Source organism: Winogradskyella algicola, assembly GCF_005869935.1.
In the GTDB taxonomy this organism is placed as follows: Bacteria; Bacteroidota; Bacteroidia; order Flavobacteriales; family Flavobacteriaceae; genus Winogradskyella; species Winogradskyella algicola.
Map to the genome: position 1 here is coordinate 390,624 of NZ_SZQF01000001.1, position 18,555 is coordinate 409,178.

Below are 18,555 nucleotides of genomic sequence, written 5' to 3' on the forward strand. Positions count from 1 at the left end.
ATTACTAAAACGTAATAATAGCAGTAAAGGCAATCATAGACTGGTTGCCTTTAAATTTGTTATTATTTGTACCAACATTAAGGTCTTCATCATTTAATTTTCCTAAAATATTAGTAAAACCATAAATATATTGTGCTCTTAGTCTAAACGCACCAAAACCAGCAGACAAACCCACTGCTCCATTTACGTTGAAGTTTGAAATTTTAGAAATATCTTCGGTTAAAAGGGTATCGTAATTAGATATTATATAACCTTCTTTGGAGCTGTCTTTAAGTTCTAAATCTCCGTTGTATTGTAGCATTGGCCCTAAATCTAAGGTTAGGTTACTTCCTATTAATTTAGCATGAAATAAAAATGATAATTGAGCCGTGAGCAACTTGTATTCTACAAATTCTTCTGTTGGATTAACTAATGAAAATGCAGCAATATCAATATGATTTTGAGAAAGCGCAATGTTATAGCTTACATTATACCATTTGTGAGGAATATCTACAGAAGCAGATAAGCCCCCTATAAATCCGGTGTTCTTTTTAGTCACAAAATTATCTGTGATAATATCAAACTGTGTTACACCACCTTGCAGACCTATTCCATTTTTTATGGCATAACGCTTATGTTGAGCAATGCAAAGTGTAACAAAAGCCATACAAATAACTACTAATAAGGTATCTCTTTGTTTTTTCATGATTTACTTATCAATTCGAAACAAATATAGCTTAATTTAGTACAAACATATTTATAACCGTTATTTAACAAAATCGCTATGGATTTTCCTATTTACTTAATACCAATTGTTTTTTTTGGACTCGTTATTTTAATTTCTTCTTTTTTTATTGTCAAGCAACAAACTGCAGCCATTGTAGAACGCTTTGGTCGTTTTCAGTTTATAGCGCAATCGGGTTTAAGATTAAAAATCCCTTTGGTAGATCGTATTGCTGGCCGTTTGAGTTTAAAAATTCAACAATTAGATGTTATCATAGAAACTAAAACTTTAGATGACGTTTTTGTGCGTTTAAAGGTCTCTGTTCAATATAGGGTTTTAACACAGAAAGTTTATGATGCTTTTTATAAATTAGACTATCCACATGAACAAATTACATCTTACGTCTTTGATGTGGTGCGCGCGGAAGTTCCAAAAATGAAACTCGATGATGTTTTTGTTAAGAAGGATGACATTGCGTTGGCGGTTAAAGCTGAATTGAATGACGCGATGTTAGATTACGGTTTTGATATTATAAAAACCCTTGTAACAGATATTGATCCTGATGCTCAAGTAAAAGCTGCTATGAACCGTATTAATGCGTCTGAACGTGAAAAAATCGCCGCACAATTTGAAGGTGATGCACAACGCATTTTAATTGTTGAGAAAGCTAAGGCCGAAGCTGAAAGTAAGCGTTTACAAGGTCAAGGTATTGCAGACCAAAGACGTGAGATTGCTCGTGGTTTGGAAGAATCTGTAGAGGTTTTAAACAGAGTTGGTATTAACTCGCAGGAGGCATCTGCTCTTATTGTTGTAACCCAGCATTATGATACGCTTCAGTCTTTAGGTGAAGAAACTAACAGTAACTTAATTTTACTTCCAAATGCACCACAGGCTGGTAGTAACATGCTTAATGATATGGTGGCATCTTTTACAGCTAGTAACCAAATTGGAGAAGCCATGAAAAATGCCAAAAAGAAAAACGATGACGAATAGTCTCTTCTCTTATAAACAAAAAATCGGAAATTTTCACTTCGGATTTTTTTTATGGTTTAATTTATTATTTCCAACCACAAAGTATGGCTCCCATAATAGCTAAGGTAATTACCCAATAACCAACATTGATTAAGATATACTTCCACCCTTTTCTTTCAAAAAGTGCATTAATTCCTAAAACCGGTAGGACAAAAAATAATGCTCCTATTGCACCATGTAAAGCTCCATGACCATAGTTGCGATGCATATTACCAAACTCTGTCATAAATGCTTGAAATGATTCTGCATCAGGATTTGTAAACGCTAATTGTTGCGCAGCTACTTGATGAATTACCATGCCGTTTACAGTAAAAGCTAACATAAATGATAGTACCAGTGTTATACCAAATATTATAGCAATATTACCGCTTTTCATTTTTTCTTCAGTCATACCAGAAGCTTTCATCCAAGCTGTTCCTAATACGCTTGGGTTGTACCAAATCGCACCAATTAATAAAGGTACAACGGCCGAAACCACAATAGCTAAATAATTTAATTCCATAGTGTTATAGTTTTAGTTAGTTTGAATTAAATGTACAAAAAAACCTCTAAGTCTAATACAAAGAGGTTTATATGAATACGAAAATTACCGTTAAATTAGCTTTCCTTGTTATGATTTTCTATTAATGATTCTAATTGCTCTAAATAGTTCTTTAAATCACTATCATTTAAAGTAGCCTCACCAGAATTATTAGGTAAAGTGCTTCTGGTTTCATCAAGATATTTTATAAGTTCTGGTTGATGATCTTCAATCTCTCTAGTTAATGTTGCTATTTTGGTGAGTATTTTCTGTTTGTTTTCCATAATTAACAGTTTTCTTTAATATAAACATTATAGAATACAATCTCTGCTAAACAATTGTTAAACCTCTGAAGCTTCCGCAACTAGTAGTTCGTTTTTGTCTTCTAAGGCTTTTGTTATAAACTCATTAACAGCATCATTTCGTTCTAAGCCATTTTTAAGCAGTTCTTTTAACGCAATCATTACAGCGATACGTGTACCTGCTTTTTTAACAGCAGTGGCAAATAAGGGCTCTAATTCGTCATAGGACACCTCTTTGGCTAGAGCAATAATTTCAGCTTTTACTTTGGTTTGTTTGTCTTCAGGATAATTAGTGTATTTTTTACCTAATTGTTGAATGACGCTGATTGCTGAACGCTTTTGTTGTTGTGGCTTTGGCTTTGCTTGTATAGTAGCTTGTGGTTTCTCTTTTTGCTTTGCCCAACTATCTCTTAATCCAACAGTTCTATTAAACACAAGCTTTTCCGAAGTGGAATCTTTATCCACAACAAAATAACCCAATCGTTGAAATTGAAAGCGCTCTCCCATTTTAGTATCAGATAAACTTGGCTCTAAGTATCCTGTTTTAATATTTAATGAATTAGGATTTAAAAATTCCATAAAATCTTTGTCCTTATCACTATCTGGTGCTTCGTGCATAAATAAACGATCGTATTCTCTGACCTCTGCAGTTATAGCGTGCTTTATAGAAACCCAATGCAGTGTTCCTTTTACTTTTTTAGAAGTATCTGTGTCGTATGTACAATGAATTTCGGTTACTTCACCGTTTTCATCCTTAACAACATCATTCGCTTGTATAATGTAAGCGTTTTTTAGTCTTACTTCGCCTCCAAGCTTTAATCTAAAAAATTTACTACCAGCTACTTCTTTAAAGTCTTCTTTTTCGATATAAAGTTCTCGTGAAAATGGTACTTTTCTATATCCTGCTGAAGCATCTTCCTGATTATTCTCGGCCTCTAACCATTCTTCTTTATCTTCAGGGTAATTGGTAATAACAACCTTTACAGGATCTAAAACAGCCATGACACGGTTGGCTGTTTTGTTTAAATCTTCTCGAATGCAAAATTCTAATAATGAGACGTCAATGACATTTTCGCGTTTAGCTACACCTACTTTTTTAATAAATTCTCTAATAGAATTTGGTGTATAACCTCTTCTTCGCAATCCAGAAATTGTTGGCATACGCGGATCGTCCCAACCAGAAACTACCTTCTCTTCTACCAATTTAAGCAACTTACGTTTACTCATAATGGTGTAAGACAAGTTTAATCGCGCGAATTCGCGCTGCTTTGGTGGTAAAGGTAAAATCTCTTTAGCATATTCATATACATTGTCCCTAAACCAATTGTAGAGTTTTCTATGAGGTTTAAACTCTAATGAACATAAGGAATGTGAAATTTGCTCTATGTAATCACTCTCACCATGCGTCCAATCGTACATTGGGTAAATGCACCATTCATCTCCTGTTCTATGGTGGTGTGCATACATAATGCGGTACATAATAGGATCTCGCATTAGCATGTTAGGATCTTCCATGTCGATCTTAGCACGCAATACATGTGTACCTGCAGGGAATTCACCAGCTTTCATGCGTTGAAATAAATCTAGGTTTTCCTCAATACTTCGGTCTCGATAAGGACTATTAGTACCTGATTGTGTTGGAGTACCTTTTTGCTCCGCCATAACTTCAGAAGACTGGCTATCTACATAAGCCTTTCCATCTTTAATTAATTGTACAGCCCAATCGTAAAGTTTATCAAAATAATCTGAAGAATAAAGTTCATTCTCCCATTGGTAACCCAACCAAGCAATATCACGTTTTATTGCATCTACATATTCTTGTTCTTCTTTTGTTGGGTTGGTATCATCGAACCTTAAATTTACAGGTGCATTATACTTTTCTCCCAAACCAAAACTAATGCCAATAGCTTTAGTATGACCAATGTGTAAATAGCCGTTTGGTTCTGGTGGAAAACGAAAACGAAGTTTATCTTTTGGTAAACCGTTTGCTAAATCTTCTTCTATAATATGCTCAATAAAATTGAGTGATTTTGTTTCTTCTGACATTATTTAGGTATTAGGAATTAGGTTTAAGATGTTAGTCAAAATGTACTAAAACACAATTACTAATTCAGCTGACAAAATTAAGTAAAATGTAACATTAATGCACCATATGTTACTGATAGAATGTATATAACCAAAATCAAAAAATATGAATTACAAATGTCCAAAATGCGATAACACCACTTACGAATTAGGTGAAATGAGGGCCACTGGAGGTACACTATCTAAAATATTTGATGTACAGAACAAGAAATTTACATCAGTGACTTGTAAAAAGTGTACTTATACAGAGTTTTTTAAAGCTAAAACTAGCGCTATGAGTAATATTTTTGATTTTTTTACGAATTAAACCAAGTTATGAACTAAGCAACGCTTCGCCATACAAATTTCTTGTAGAAATTCACTCGAAGTGACAGAAGGTTTATCTTTGCAGCATGGGAATAATAAAAGTTGAAAATATCCGCGTATTTGCTAATCATGGTTGTTTAAAAGAGGAAACTACTATTGGTAGCGACTATCGAGTAGATGTTGTAGTTAATGCAGATTTATCTAAATCTTCTCAAACCGATAATTTAAGTGATACTGTAGATTATGTGTTTTTAAATAAGGTAGTACGTGAAGAAATGGCAAAACCTTCGAAACTGCTCGAAACTGTTGCACAACATATTATAGATAGAATTCTTAATGAAGATAAACTAGTTTCTAAAGTTTCTGTTTCTGTGAGTAAAATTAATCCTCCTATTGGTGGTGATGTTGAAATGGTAACGATTAAACTTTCTGAAAAACGAAAAAAGTAAGTCTGTATAGGGTAAAACAGTAATAATTTATATATTTGCCCACGCAATAAGGTGTCGTGGCCGAGTGGCTAGGCAGTGGTCTGCAACACCATCTACAGCGGTTCGAATCCGCTCGACACCTCAAAAAAGTCTTTAACAAATGTTAAAGACTTTTTTTAGTTTATAGGATTTACTTTATCTATTTGTTCCTTCCCTTTTTCGTAAAGTTCTGGAAAAAGTCCTTGAGAAAGTAGTAAAATGCCAAAGCCAAGAATAACTAAAGCCACTATTTTTTTAGTTTTAAAAATACGTCTTGGAGTTAGCTTATTTTTTAAACGTTTTGCGGCTGCAATTTTGAATAAATCACATACAAAATAAGACACTAACATAGTGATTATAAAAACAGTTACACCATTCTCTGATTTAGTAATGGAAGTGCCTATAACAATAAATCCTAACCACCCTAAAAGCACACCAATATTAATAAAATTGAGTAAAAATCCTTTTACAAAAAGTTTTCCATAGTCTTTCTTCGGAAGCTTAATTCTGTGGTGTTCTCTAACAATAGATCTAAAAGATTTAGAAATTTTTACAAAAGAAATTAAACCATAAACTACAAGTAACACACCTCCAAACACTAACAATTTAGGATCATCTTTTATTTTATCTAAAAGTGTATCTGTACTCATAAAAATGAGTAATATAAAAACTATGTCAGCTAAAATTACACCAAAATCAAACGCTAGTGCACTGGTAAAACCTTTAGTTGCACTGGTTTCTAATAATACAAAGAAAACAGGACCAATAGTAAAAGCTAAAATTACACCAAAAGGAATGGCTCTTAAGATATCGTCTAACATGTAAACTTGCGGTTTACACAAAAGTAGTAAACAAATTAAGAAATGTTAAACGAAAGCTATCTAGATTTTTTGGTTGAAAGTCTTATTGAAATTAATGTAGAGCGTAGAATTACATACGCTTTACTCGACCACCTAAAACTTTACTTTCATTAATTTGTTTTGGTTTTCCGTAGATATAGACATCACCTCCTGCTTTAATTCTAACATCTACAAGTTCTGAAGCATTAACATAAGCTTCTCCACCAGCATTAACACTTACTTCTGTTTGTTCGGTGCTTAATTGTTCACCATTAAAAACACCACCTGTGTAAATAGAAATGTCCTGATTTTTTGAACTTCCTGAAACATTAATTATTCCACCTGTAACTGCTCTAAAATTAGCATAAGAAGTTTTAAGTTCTGCAGTAATTTCACCACCTTCTTGAGTTTTTAAATCGATTTCAAACTGTTCTATAGGATCGTTAACCACAACATTTGCTCCTTCATTAGCATCAATAACTTCTACAGCTGTGTAGTATAATTTTACTACAATGTCATTACCATCATAGCTTTCTTCTAGTTTCATTCTTATTTTTAGCTTGCCGTTGTTATTTATAACCTGGACATCCTCTTTATTATCTCCTGCAATAACCACTTTATTTTCATCTGATTTTATCATTTTGAGATTGATTAAATCATAGACTTTTACAGTTGAAAATTCGCCAATAGATTTCTCAATAGTATCCTGTGCATTTGCTACTAATCCTAATACTAACGTTAATAATAAAGCATATTTCTTCATAATTTATTTGATTTTGTTTTGCTAAGCAGCGACTTTTACGGCTGTTCCTGTTACAGATACCATGGCATAATTACTTGTCATAAGTTCTATTTCAACTTTAATGCCAACAACAGCATTAGCATTTAATTTTTTAGCATTTTCTTGTAATTGCTGAAAAGCTTTCTCTTTTGTAGCATCAACACTATTTCTTATGGAGTTTAAATATTTAGACATGCTAAAACCCATCACTATCTTTTCTTCAGCTAGTGCTACACCTGTAACTATACCTAGATAATCTACTATTTTAAAGTTTTCTATTGAATTGGTTGTGGTTAGTATCATAAAGAATTATTTTATTAATTATTCTAATACAAGATGCTGAAATAAATTCAGCATGACAAATTATAACTAAGCTAACAGCTTTATTCAGGTTTACCAACTAGGTAAAAATCTAAATGTTTCTTTACTAAATCGGTATCTTTTACTTTAACAATAACCTCATCTCCTAGTTGGTACATGTTGTGAGTATTACGACCAATCATAGCATAATGCGACTGATCAAAATCGTAAGTATCATCTTTCATATCTCTAACACTTACCATGCCTTCGCATTTATTAGATTCTATTTCTACGTAAATTCCCCAATCCGTAACTCCAGAAATAACACCTAAAAATTCTTCATCTTGATGATCTTGCATAAAACGAATTTGCATGTACTTTATAGAATCGCGCTCTGCTTTGGTAGCTAGATATTCCATGTTACTACTGTGCTTACATTTTTCTTCGTAAACTTCTTCATTTGCAGATTTACCGCCATCTAAATAATGCTGTAATAATCTGTGTGCCATAACATCTGGATAACGACGAATTGGTGAGGTAAAATGACTATAATAATCAAACGCTAAACCATAATGACCAATATTATGTGTAGTATATTCTGCCTTAGACATGGTTCGTATTGCCAATGTATCTACTAAATTCTGCTCCTTCTTCCCTACTACATCTGTAAGAAGTTTATTTAAAGATGCAGCAACACTGTTTCTATCTTTAAAATTTAATTGATGACCAAAACGACCAACTATAGTTTGTAGTTGAGCTAGCTTAGCTTCGTCTGGCTCGTCGTGTACACGATACACAAAAGTTTTCTTAGGGTTTTGCTTACCAATAAATTCTGACACTTTACGATTAGCTAACAACATAAACTCTTCAATAAGTTTGTTAGCATCTTTACTCGTTTTAAAGAATACTCCTACTGGATTTGCTTCTTCATCTAAATTAAATTTCACCTCAACCTTATCAAAAGAAATGGCACCAGTTCGCATACGCTTAGAACGCATTTTTTTAGCTAAACGATCTAAAACCATAACAGCCTCTGCAATTTCTGGTTTAGTATTATATTCCTCACCTGTTAGCGATACTTCCTTAGGAATTGTTGTATTTAATTGAGATGCTTCTATAGAATTTAGCGCAACTTTAGGATTGTTTTCAATTATAGCTTGTGCTTCTTCGTAAGCAAAACGTGCATCAGAATACGTTACCGTTCTACCAAACCATTGGTTTTTAATTTCGCACTTATCGTTCATTTGAAATACTGCAGAAAAGGTATATTTTTCTTCGTGTGGTCTTAATGAACATGCGCCATTAGATAAACGTTCTGGTAACATTGGCACTACACGATCTACTAAATAAATAGATGTAGCACGTTCATAAGCTTCATCATCTAAAACAGTTCCTGGTTGCACATAGTGCGATACATCTGCAATATGGATTCCTATCTCATATAAGCCGTTTTCTAAAACTTTAAAAGATAATGCATCATCAAAATCTTTTGCGTCCTTAGGATCTATCGTAAAGGTTAAATCCTTACGCATGTCTCTACGTTTAGAAATTTCGTCTTCTGTGATAGAAATATCTAGGTCGTTGGCAAATTTTTCTACTTCGTAAGGAAACTCATGTGGTAAACCATACTCGGCTAGAATAGCATGTATTTCGGTATTGTGTTCCCCTGGTTTTCCTAAAACTTCTAGTACCTTACCGTAAGGTGAATCAGCTTTTTCTGGCCAGTCTGTTAGTGCTACCAACACTTTATCACCATCTTCTGCCTTTTTAGTTTTGTTAATTGGTACAAAAATGTCTTTGTACATTTTACTACTATCTGCAACTACAAAAGCAAAGTTTCGGTTTTGTTGAATTTGAATGGTACCGACATATTCGGTTTTAGCACGCTTAAGGATATTGGTTATTTCACCTTCAATTTTACCACGTTTTCTGCGTTTGTATGCGTAGAATTCTACTTCATCACCATCTAAGGCCTTGTTAATATTATTTGATGCTATAAATACATCTTCTTCAAAATCGTCTGAAATAATGTAACCGTTTCCTTTAGAAGCTAAATCTAAAATCCCTGTATAATACTCAGCTGTAACTACGGCTTTAAACTTCCCACGATCTACTTGTTCTATTTCTTGCTTGGCAGCAAGTTTTGCTAAAGTTTTTATAATCTGGTTACGGCTACTAGCATCGTTAACACCAATAATAGAAGCTATTTGTTTATAATTAAACGGTTTGTTTCGTTCTTTTTTTAGAATACTTAGAATTGTATTTGTAAGGTTAGAAATCTTTTTTTTACCAGATTTCTTTTTTCTTTTTCTTGTCATTTAATTTTAATCATATTCATTTCCTAAAAGTGTTAGGAATTCTTCATTTAAAACTTAATAAAGGTGGAAGTGAAGTTATTAAGTTTGTTACAAAGCTACACTATTAAAATTTAAAAGTGTTTAGATAAGGTTAAATAAATGAAAATTCACTTATTCACAATTATATATACTATTATCATTTTTCTTTTAAAATTTAAAAAATAAAGTAATGGTTATTATAGTCTGTTAATAGTTAGTATAACTTTTTTAACTTTTATTTTGATAAGTTGAAGTTTACACTTTATTACGGTTTAGTTAACATTAAATTTACATCTAAGGGCTTGATTTTGAATGAACGTAAAATTATTGTAAACAACTGTTAATAACTCATGTTAATAGAAATGACTCATATTTTATTTTCAAAGGACTGTTAATTTCGTCTGTTAGGAGTATGAATAACTTCCTCGAAAAAAGTGATTATTAAATTTTGATTTTAGAATTAAATTCTTGTTTGAAAAAATAATGGAACATTCCTAATTTTTATTTTCAAAACTTGTGAACACTTATTAACAAGTAATTAGAAATTGTATTAACCACATTTTATTATTTGTAATTTTGCAGCACATAACAAACACTTATTAACATGACAATTTCTATCGGTAACGACCACGCAGGACCAGATTATAAACAAGCTATAATACAACACCTTGAAAGTAAAGGTCATACCATTACTAATTACGGTACAGACACAACTGATAGTGCAGACTATCCAGACTTTGTACATCCTGTTGCCAAAGATGTTAATGATGGAAAAGTAGATTTTGGAATCTTAATTTGTGGTACAGCAAATGGTGTAGCTATGACGGCTAATAAATACCAAAATGTTAGAGCTGGTGTTTGTTGGATTGGTGAAATTACAGAATTAACGCGCCAGCATAACGATGCTAACATTATTTGCATTCCGGCAAGATATACATCTATACCACAAGCTATAAAAATGGTAGATACTTTTCTTAATACTGAGTTTGAAGGAGGCCGTCATAAAAGACGTATTGATAAAATTCCTTTATCTTGTTAATACCAATGAGTATATTGGTATGACATGGGTCATTCTCACACACATAATCACTCTGATTTAAAAAGCAAAAAGCTTTTAATAGCAATAGTACTAAACATTGTTATAACTGTAGCTCAGGTAATTGGTGGTTTAGTATCTGGTAGTTTATCTCTTATTAGCGATGCAGTGCATAATTTTAGTGATGTTCTTTCACTTATTGTGAGTTATGTTGCGGCAAAATTATCGCAACAAAAAGCGTCTATTAATAAAACTTTTGGGTACAAACGTGCAGAGATACTGGCTGCTTTTATTAATGCATCTACATTAGTTATCGTCGCTATAATTTTAATAAAAGAAGCTATTGAGCGTTTTCAGAATCCGCAGTCAATAAATTCTAATTTAGTAATATGGTTATCGTTAATTGCAATTTTTGCTAATGGCTTTAGTGTATTATTATTAAGAAAAGAATCTTCGAATAATATTAATCTTCGTTCTGCTTATTTACACTTATTAACAGATATGTTAGCTAGTGTTGCTGTATTAATAGGTGGTTTATTAATGAAATATTATCAGCTGTTTTGGGTAGATAGTTTACTAACATTGTTAATTGCATTATATCTAATTTATGTGGGCTATGATTTATTAAAAACATCAACCAAAATGTTGATGCTTTTTACACCAGAACATATCAATATTAAAGATGTTGTGCGGACTGTTAATAAACTACCAAAAGTTAATAAACTACACCATGTACATATATGGAATCTTAGCGATCATGAGTTACATCTTGAAGCACACTTAGATCTTACAGAAAATATTAGTACTACAGAATTTAATGAACTATTATTACAGATTGAAGCACTCCTTCACGAAGAATTTGATATCAATCATGTTACTATTCAACCAGAATACAATAAAGAAGATCCAAAAGAAGTAATTGTACAAGACTAATGTTAGAAATACAAACCAATACATTCAATCAACTAAATATAACAGCGCTTTATGACTTACTTCAACTAAGAAGTGAAGTTTTTGTTGTGGAACAAGACTGTGTTTACCAAGATATTGATGGAAAGGACCAAAAAGCGTTACATATTTTAGGTTATAAAGATGATAAATTAGTAGCATACACACGTATATTTCAACCAGGTGACTATTTTGAAGAAGCTAGTATTGGTAGAGTAGTGGTAAAAGAAAAAGAGCGACAATTCGGTTTTGGTTATGATATTATGAATGCTTCTATCGAAGCTATTAAAAAGCACTTTAAAACTTCAGAAATAAGAATTTCTGCTCAGACCTATTTAAAAAAATTTTATAACAATTTAGGGTTTAAAGAAGTAGGAGAGGAGTACCTAGAAGATGGTATTCCACATGTAAATATGATTAAGAATTAGTTTGAGGACTTTTTTATAATTCGTGTTACAACAATTTCTACTCGTCGATCTAATTCTGGCTCACCACCAAGTGGAAATTTACGTCTTTGGCCTACAAACTTCATTCTATAGCGTTTAACACCTTTGTCAGCTAAATAATCGTAAACTGTTTTCGCTCTAGCTAAAGAGAGATTACGCTTTTTAGTTTTTCTATCTATAGCATCTCGTGAGCCTTGTGTACAACACACATGGCCTTCTATATTAAAGTAAATATCTGTACGTTCTACTAATATTTCTGCAATCTTATCTAATTTTGCTTTAGATTGTTTGGTAAGGTAACTGTAACCCGTTCGGAATAAAATATTCTCTAATTGAATTTTATCACCTTCCTTTAATTCTCCTCGCAGTAATTCTTCAGTAGTTTCTTTTTTAGGTGTTTCAACAATTTTTTCTCTTGGCGGATCATAAGGTTGTACAATAATTTCAACTTTACGGTTTAAACCACGAATTTTATAGAGATCATTATCATTAACAACATTAAGTAAAATTTCACCTTTACCATCTACATTGGTAATTACAGATTCATCAAATTCATTATTAGAAAACACTTCTTTTATAGCATCTGCGCGTTGTTGAGATAATACCATGTTATAGGAATCACTGCCTCTATCGTCACAAAATCCATAGATAGATATCTTTTGAATATCCATATTTTCTATTTCAGACAAGAATAATAGAAGTCGGCTTTCTTCAGTTTCAGGGATTTCGTATTCATCAGTCAAAAAATAGACCTGGTGCTTTATCTCTTTTTGAGCAAAAGCAAACTGAAAACTTAGGGATATGATTATAAGTAGGGACTTCATTTTTGATTAAATTTTCTAGTATTTTGAAAATTTATATAACATTAAATATAAATAATTTTTTGCAATACGTGTTTTTGTAACTATGCAAGCGTCTAAACATTACCTCAAAATATTTGCATACTGACTTGGGTTATTGAGTATACTCAAAGCTTTTTTAATCTCTGGATTGTTAGCTGTGTAATAGGTGTATAAGCCCTCGCTGTAAAAATAACGTTTAATAATTTCGTCCGTTAATAACGATTTTAATTGGGTTTTATTAGCATCTATAGCATTAGATTTATAAGCTTGTAAGGCTGCTGATAGATTATGATATTCTGAATTAATAACTCCCTCTAATTCTTCTTCTTTAGCAATTTCCATGGCATCACTAATCGCTTTTTCTGTTTTAGTTTCAAAATTAAAACCAGTAGTTTTTAGGTAACTTTTAAAGGATTTAAATTCACTATCTGATAGTTGAAATGTTTTTAAGTTTTCAACTGAATTTTGATAGTAATAATCTGTAGCAAAGTTAAAAACTAAGTTTTCGCTTAAAATAGCTTTTGTTATTGGTGTTTGTTTAGCAAACTCTACTTCAAGATCGGGTTCTATTCCGCCTCCATCATAAACTGGTCTTCCGTTCTTGGTCTTAAATTCGTTGTAGTTTTCTTTTTTAACACGAGTAGCTTTTCCGTTTTCATCTCTATTCCAATAGTCTAAAGATTGTATACAACGACCAGAAGGTGTATAGTAACGTGAAATTGTAATCTTCATTTGTGTCCCATAAGTTAATGGTTTAGGACGCTGTACTAAGCCTTTACCAAAGCTACGTGTGCCAACAACAACAGCTCTATCCATATCTTGTAAAGCACCAGAAACAATCTCACTTGCAGATGCGCTTCTACCATCTATTAAAACGACCAATGGTATTTCTGTATCAATAGCATCGCGTTTTGTGTAATACGTTTTATTGTACTTTTTTACCTTGGATTTTGTAGTAACTACCAATTGGTTTTTAGGTACAAAAATATTAGTGACATTTACTGCTTCGTGCAATAGACCACCAGGATTTCCTCTTAAATCTAAAATAAGTTGTTTAGCACCTTGGTTTTTTAAGGCTCTAAGCGCTCCCAAAGTTTCTGAAGATGCTTTGTCATTAAATTTTCTTAATACAATGTAGCCTGTTTTATCATCTATCATTGAGTAGTGTGGTACAGCTTTAATCTCTAAGGATTCTCTAATAATTTTTACCGTATTGGTTTTACCTTGTCTTTTATAAGTAATGTTAACTTCTGTACCAGCAGCACCTTGTAATAAATTTGCAGCATCATCTTTAAAATCTGATACAATTACATTATCTACTTTAATTATCTCGTCTCCAGCTTTTAAGCCAGCTTTGTCGGCTGCATAGTTTTTATAAGGTTCTACGATAACCAATTTGTCTTTTAGTGTTAAAACTTTAGCACCAATACCTGTATAATCACCAGCATTGTTTATTCTAGAAGCTTCAACATCTTGTTCGTTATAAAACTGAGTGTATGGATCTAAATCGTCTAGCATACTCTTTATAGCAGTATCCATAAGATCTCCAGGATTGGTTTCATCAACATAATTCATGTTTAACTCTTTAAACATGGTTGTGAAAATTTCAATCTGCTTAGCAATTTCAAAGAAGTCATTTTTAAAAGCTGTAGTGCTTAAAAAGATAACCACAGCAACTACAGGTATTGCTATTTTTTTATGTAGTAGGTTTTTCATTTTTTCTTGTTTTATTTAAGAATTTCTCAAATAACAATTTCATTTTGTTATCTATGTCATCAAAAGTTGTTCCATCCTTACTAAGATATAATATCATAAACGCATAAGATGTTGAACTATTGTTAAAATATAAAGGCTTATTAAGCCTGTAGGCTTCTCTAAGTAAGCGTTTTATTTTATTCCTTGCTACAGCTTTTTTATGAAGGCGTTTGCTTACAGAAACACCAGTTTTTAAAATACTGTTGTCTTCAAATTCTGTTTGTAGAAAAATGAGTTTTAAAGGATAGACTGTTACGGACTTACCTTCATTAAACAATCGCTCAATGCTTTTTTTACTTTTTAGTTTGTCTTTTTTTCCGTATTTAAATTGCATTGGCAAATGATGAAGATAACTAATTAAGACCTTTTCTTTGAATTACACCCTCCAAATCTACAACCTTACTTTCTAACTCGTGTAGTCGATCATAGATATCTACAGGTTCAGGCATTTGTTTAGAAGCATACATAGTAACGTACCAAACCTCAACAACCTCTTCTGTATTTATAGTATAAGTTGGATAGTTACCATCTTTATTGTCACTTTTTAAAATGAGTTTATCACGTTCAGCAATTCTATTAATAACACGCTTTAAGACAATACCATCATTTTTACTAACAATAACATAGACACGACCATCTTTAATATCTCTTAAATCTTCCACATATTTACCAAAGACTAAATCACCATCAAAAAATGTTCTTACCATGGAGTTACCTTTAACCTCAAAACATCGATATGTACCATTTGTAAGATGTGGCATGTTGAAAGACGGTAAAGTTTCAATATATTCTGGATCTCCATAACCATTTAGATATCCTGCTCTGGCCTTAACAGGTACATAAATTACATTTTCATTTCCGGTTTGATTTACTGCAATTACCTGAGGCATTCCAGAATATGTTGGATTTATAGCAACCTCAGATTTTAGCATCACGTCACTTTTTCCAAAGAGATAATCAGGATTAATATCAAACTCTTCAATAATTGATGACAATACATCATAACCAGGTTTGGTTTTCTTTCGAGATCCGTCAGATTGAGGACGACCATTAACAATACTGTCTATGGTGGTACCTGTAACACCTATGCGTTTAGAAAAAGCAAAATTATTAAGATTAAAGTGATTAATGATTGCTTTTATTTTATCGTCTATTGCTTCCATGAAGTTGTCAATTTTAAAATAAAACTTTTTACAAAATAATTTAAAATATGTTTGTTTAAATTTGTAAAATGATGTATATTTGTACTCTATTTTGTTGCTAATATAATTAAATTAGTAGTGAATTCAAACATTTGTAATAATTATAAATGTTTTTTCTAGATTTTATTCCAAAGACGTCTTTAAAATCTTAGTAGAAATTCCATAAATCAGTAAAAGCTGAATTATGGAATATTTAAAGTTTATGCCTTGTATTAAGGCAGTTGTACACACATAACCTGTTGGAGAAGCGAAAATTAAACAGTTCTGTGTAAAGAACTTAAATGAATGTATAAACTTTAAAATTAAAAAATGAGTACAAAAATTAAGAATACGCTTTTTCGATTTGTGTCGATGAGAGCGCCTGAATTATTAGATGAAACAAATCAGCAAGAAGGTTTTATTCACAGACAAGATTCTGCTGCTAAAGGAGTTTTCGATACTGCTGTTTCTAACTTAACAGCAAATACTACAAAATGGCAAGCCATGAAAGAAACTGCGGTTAGCTTTGAACCACTAACTGTAGATCGCTTAAAAAAAATTAATCCAAAACTTTATGACCTATCTGTTTGGATCGCAAAAAACAGATTATCCTATGATAAAGAGGTTTTATTACAAAAGATTGAATCGGTAGGTGTAATAGGAGATGGAAAAACGCAAGGAGAGCTTTGGGATAATTTATTTTACCAGATTCTTACTCAAAAAGAGTTTTATGCAAAAGAAATAATCATTCAGCTTTTAATTGCTAATAATTTTATTTCTAATTATAAAGGAGACGAAAGCACTATCAAGAGTTTACTTAATGCTAAAGTTGTATTACCTAAAGCATTATTTGTAGAGGATGAAGGTGATAGCTCTGTTTCTTCAGAAAACAAAGTTGCAAAACCAAGAACATATCCGCCGTCATTAGATATGGTTCAGCAACAAACAATAGCTGAAGCAAGATTATATAACGGAAGACTAGAGCAATTGTCTAAAGAATTAAAAAGAGTAGAGAAGGTTTACAGAAAAGAATATGAGTCATCACTTAAAGTAGCAGAAGAAGATCATCAAAAGGCTATAAAACCGATTTTAGACGACTATAACGCAAAGCTAGAAGAAGAAAGAAAAAAATGGTGCGAGATGCGAGACCCAAATAGCGTATATGATCCTAATGACCCATGTAAGCAACCCAACCCAGTACCAGAGCCACAGCTACCAGAATTTAAATTTGATTTTAGAAGCGAATTAGACTACAGTTTTTTACAATCTAAATTAAGTGCCGAAAGTTTTGATACACTTTCTGAATTAATCTCTCAAAACCTTCCTTTAACAAAGAGCGGAGAACAACTGCGTTTAGATGAGTCTGGTTTTAATTCTTTTGCTGAAGATTTAGCCGGTTTTGCTGATTTGGATGGTATTATACAAGATGTAATTACAGATAATGAAGATACTATTGTAGATAATACACCTGAGGAGGGAAATACTCTCGTGGGTATTGGAGGGGTAATCATTCCTGTAGAAACGACTGACACGGAACAAGATTTTAGTTACAACCTTTGTTCTAGACCAAAAAATGCCTTTAGTTCTGGCTCTGGATATATTGCAAGTATAGGAATGAAAATTCCTGATGCATCATGGACCGTTGCAGATTTAAGCTATACTTTGCATCGTACCGATCAAGATTTTAGTGGCAGTGGAGCGGTATTGCACTCTGTTTCTGGTAATGGACAACGTTTATATATAACGCATATTGATATTGGTTCACCTGAGTTAGCGAATCAACCTAATATAGAGTCGTTTTCTGCAACAATTACATTTACTAATGGAGAAGTAAAATCGATTAGCACACCAGAATTTACATTAGGCACTTGTACTAAAGGATTAGCATCTAATGATATAGATGACCCTAAAAATCCAAACACATCTAATGAAGTTCCGTTTATACCAACAGGTTTTGGCATTAAGCAATTAGGTGTTGCAGACTACAATAAAGTTGAGCAAACCACACAAGGTTATGTAGAAGGAGACGTAGCGCACATAGAAAATATTATGGCGCGTGAGTACAAAAGCAGAAGCACCAGGCGTTTAAGACGACAAGAAGACACGTTTACATCCTCTTCTGAAACGGAAAGTGAGCAACTTACAGATACCACTTCTGTTGATCGTTTTGAAATGCAAAGCGAAGTGGCAAAAGTTATTCAAGAAGCTAAGGATTTCAGTGCAGGAACAAGTTTTAATGCAAGTTATGGAACTAGAAATAAAGGTATTCAACTTGGAGCAAATGCAAATTATGCTACACACAATTCTAGTGAACAAAGCACACAGCAAGCGGTTACAGAAGCTAAGGAGATAACCGAACGTGCTTTAGATAGAATTGTAAGCAAAGTAAAAGAAGAGCGCATTGAAAAAATTGTTGAAGAGTTTGAAGAAAACAATACTCATGGTTTTGACAACAGGAAAGGCGATAAGCATGTGGTTGGTGTGTTCCGATGGGTAGATAAAGTCTTTAAAAACCAAATTATCAATTATGGTAAGCGTCTAATGTTTGAGTTTATGGTACCGCAACCAGGAAAGCTCCATAAATTAGGAATGATTAGTGCACAAAATACTGATGATACATTATTAGTTGAACCGATAGATCCAAGAAAATCTTCAACACAGACTTAAAGATTTCTC

General features: G+C 32.4%; 19 protein-coding genes and 1 tRNA gene. 8 read left to right on the forward strand and 12 right to left on the reverse strand.

The annotated features are described in order from the left end of the window. Positions 1 to 4: 4 nt before the first annotated feature. Entirely contained in the window at positions 5 to 685 is a 681-nt protein-coding gene (locus FC091_RS01635; RefSeq protein ID WP_138432539.1) for a hypothetical protein, read from the reverse strand. Positions 686 to 763: 78 nt separating this feature from the next. Between FC091_RS01635 and FC091_RS01640 the strand changes: the two genes are divergently transcribed. Beyond that, positions 764 to 1,696 (forward strand): SPFH domain-containing protein, encoded by a 933-nt coding sequence (locus tag FC091_RS01640; RefSeq protein ID WP_171032435.1) that lies wholly within the window; start codon positions 764 to 766, stop codon positions 1,694 to 1,696. A gap of 64 nt (positions 1,697 to 1,760) precedes the next feature. On the opposite strand, the gene FC091_RS01645 is transcribed toward FC091_RS01640, so the two are convergent. The 3 genes from FC091_RS01645 to FC091_RS01655 form a co-directional block, all read right to left on the reverse strand. Beyond that, positions 1,761 to 2,237, reverse strand: coding sequence for a DUF1761 domain-containing protein (locus FC091_RS01645; protein WP_138432540.1), 477 nt, complete (start codon positions 2,235 to 2,237; stop codon positions 1,761 to 1,763). Positions 2,238 to 2,332: 95 nt separating this feature from the next. Then, positions 2,333 to 2,539: a hypothetical protein gene (locus FC091_RS01650; protein WP_246035780.1), complete on the reverse strand. Its 207-nt coding sequence runs from the start codon at positions 2,537 to 2,539 to the stop codon at positions 2,333 to 2,335. A 57-nt stretch (positions 2,540 to 2,596) separates the two neighbouring features. After that, positions 2,597 to 4,603 (reverse strand): glutamine--tRNA ligase/YqeY domain fusion protein, encoded by a 2,007-nt coding sequence (locus tag FC091_RS01655; RefSeq protein ID WP_138432542.1) that lies wholly within the window; start codon positions 4,601 to 4,603, stop codon positions 2,597 to 2,599. A 145-nt stretch (positions 4,604 to 4,748) separates the two neighbouring features. Between FC091_RS01655 and FC091_RS01660 the strand changes: the two genes are divergently transcribed. The 3 genes from FC091_RS01660 (at position 4,749) to FC091_RS01670 (ending at position 5,518) form a co-directional block, all read left to right on the forward strand. Further along, entirely contained in the window at positions 4,749 to 4,949 is a 201-nt protein-coding gene (locus tag FC091_RS01660; RefSeq protein WP_076619245.1) for a zinc ribbon domain-containing protein, read from the forward strand. A gap of 85 nt (positions 4,950 to 5,034) precedes the next feature. Next, positions 5,035 to 5,397 carry a dihydroneopterin aldolase gene (gene folB, locus FC091_RS01665; RefSeq protein ID WP_138432543.1) on the forward strand — a complete coding sequence of 121 codons (363 nt, stop codon included), beginning with the start codon at positions 5,035 to 5,037 and terminating at the stop codon, positions 5,395 to 5,397. Between the two features lie 50 nt (positions 5,398 to 5,447). Continuing rightward, positions 5,448 to 5,518: transfer RNA gene (locus tag FC091_RS01670), tRNA-Cys, on the forward strand. A 34-nt stretch (positions 5,519 to 5,552) separates the two neighbouring features. On the opposite strand, the gene FC091_RS01675 is transcribed toward FC091_RS01670, so the two are convergent. From FC091_RS01675 to FC091_RS01690, 4 genes are all read right to left on the reverse strand, one after another. Next, positions 5,553 to 6,236 (reverse strand): LysE family translocator, encoded by a 684-nt coding sequence (locus FC091_RS01675; protein WP_138432544.1) that lies wholly within the window; start codon positions 6,234 to 6,236, stop codon positions 5,553 to 5,555. Positions 6,237 to 6,345: 109 nt separating this feature from the next. Continuing rightward, complete coding sequence (locus FC091_RS01680) at positions 6,346 to 7,017, reverse strand: head GIN domain-containing protein (protein WP_138432545.1); 672 nt, start codon at positions 7,015 to 7,017, stop codon at positions 6,346 to 6,348. Between the two features lie 21 nt (positions 7,018 to 7,038). After that, entirely contained in the window at positions 7,039 to 7,338 is a 300-nt protein-coding gene (locus tag FC091_RS01685) for a YbjQ family protein (protein ID WP_076619236.1), read from the reverse strand. A gap of 80 nt (positions 7,339 to 7,418) precedes the next feature. Then, positions 7,419 to 9,653, reverse strand: a complete 2,235-nt coding sequence (locus FC091_RS01690) for a ribonuclease R family protein (RefSeq protein WP_138432546.1) — start codon at positions 9,651 to 9,653, stop codon at positions 7,419 to 7,421. A 622-nt stretch (positions 9,654 to 10,275) separates the two neighbouring features. On the opposite strand from FC091_RS01690, the gene rpiB reads away from it, so the two are divergent. The 3 genes from rpiB to FC091_RS01705 are packed head-to-tail and all read left to right on the forward strand — an operon-like array spanning position 10,276 to position 12,083. Next, a complete protein-coding gene (gene rpiB / locus FC091_RS01695; RefSeq protein ID WP_138432547.1) occupies positions 10,276 to 10,710 on the forward strand; it encodes a ribose 5-phosphate isomerase B in 435 nt (144 codons plus the stop codon). A gap of 24 nt (positions 10,711 to 10,734) precedes the next feature. Then, positions 10,735 to 11,640 (forward strand): cation diffusion facilitator family transporter, encoded by a 906-nt coding sequence (locus FC091_RS01700; RefSeq protein ID WP_138432548.1) that lies wholly within the window; start codon positions 10,735 to 10,737, stop codon positions 11,638 to 11,640. Next, on the forward strand, positions 11,640 to 12,083 hold the full coding sequence (locus FC091_RS01705) for a GNAT family N-acetyltransferase (RefSeq protein WP_138432549.1): 444 nt from the start codon (positions 11,640 to 11,642) through the stop codon (positions 12,081 to 12,083). Before FC091_RS01700 ends, FC091_RS01705 begins: the two co-directional genes overlap by 1 nt. On the opposite strand, the gene FC091_RS01710 is transcribed toward FC091_RS01705, so the two are convergent. The 4 genes from FC091_RS01710 to FC091_RS01725 all read right to left on the reverse strand — a co-directional run bounded on the left by FC091_RS01710 (position 12,080) and on the right by FC091_RS01725 (position 15,861). Beyond that, positions 12,080 to 12,925 (reverse strand): OmpA family protein, encoded by an 846-nt coding sequence (locus FC091_RS01710; protein WP_138432550.1) that lies wholly within the window; start codon positions 12,923 to 12,925, stop codon positions 12,080 to 12,082. The genes FC091_RS01705 and FC091_RS01710 overlap by 4 nt on opposite strands. A gap of 99 nt (positions 12,926 to 13,024) precedes the next feature. Beyond that, a complete protein-coding gene (locus tag FC091_RS01715; protein ID WP_138432551.1) occupies positions 13,025 to 14,659 on the reverse strand; it encodes a S41 family peptidase in 1,635 nt (544 codons plus the stop codon). Next, positions 14,640 to 15,032, reverse strand: a complete 393-nt coding sequence (gene rnpA / locus FC091_RS01720) for a ribonuclease P protein component (protein WP_138432552.1) — start codon at positions 15,030 to 15,032, stop codon at positions 14,640 to 14,642. The genes FC091_RS01715 and rnpA overlap by 20 nt, the downstream gene beginning before the upstream one ends. Positions 15,033 to 15,051: 19 nt before the next feature. Beyond that, positions 15,052 to 15,861 carry a S24 family peptidase gene (locus FC091_RS01725; RefSeq protein ID WP_138432553.1) on the reverse strand — a complete coding sequence of 270 codons (810 nt, stop codon included), beginning with the start codon at positions 15,859 to 15,861 and terminating at the stop codon, positions 15,052 to 15,054. Between the two features lie 348 nt (positions 15,862 to 16,209). Here FC091_RS01725 and FC091_RS01730 point away from each other — a divergent pair, with 348 nt between their 5' ends. After that, positions 16,210 to 18,546: a hypothetical protein gene (locus tag FC091_RS01730; protein ID WP_138432554.1), complete on the forward strand. Its 2,337-nt coding sequence runs from the start codon at positions 16,210 to 16,212 to the stop codon at positions 18,544 to 18,546. Positions 18,547 to 18,555: the final 9 nt, after the last annotated feature.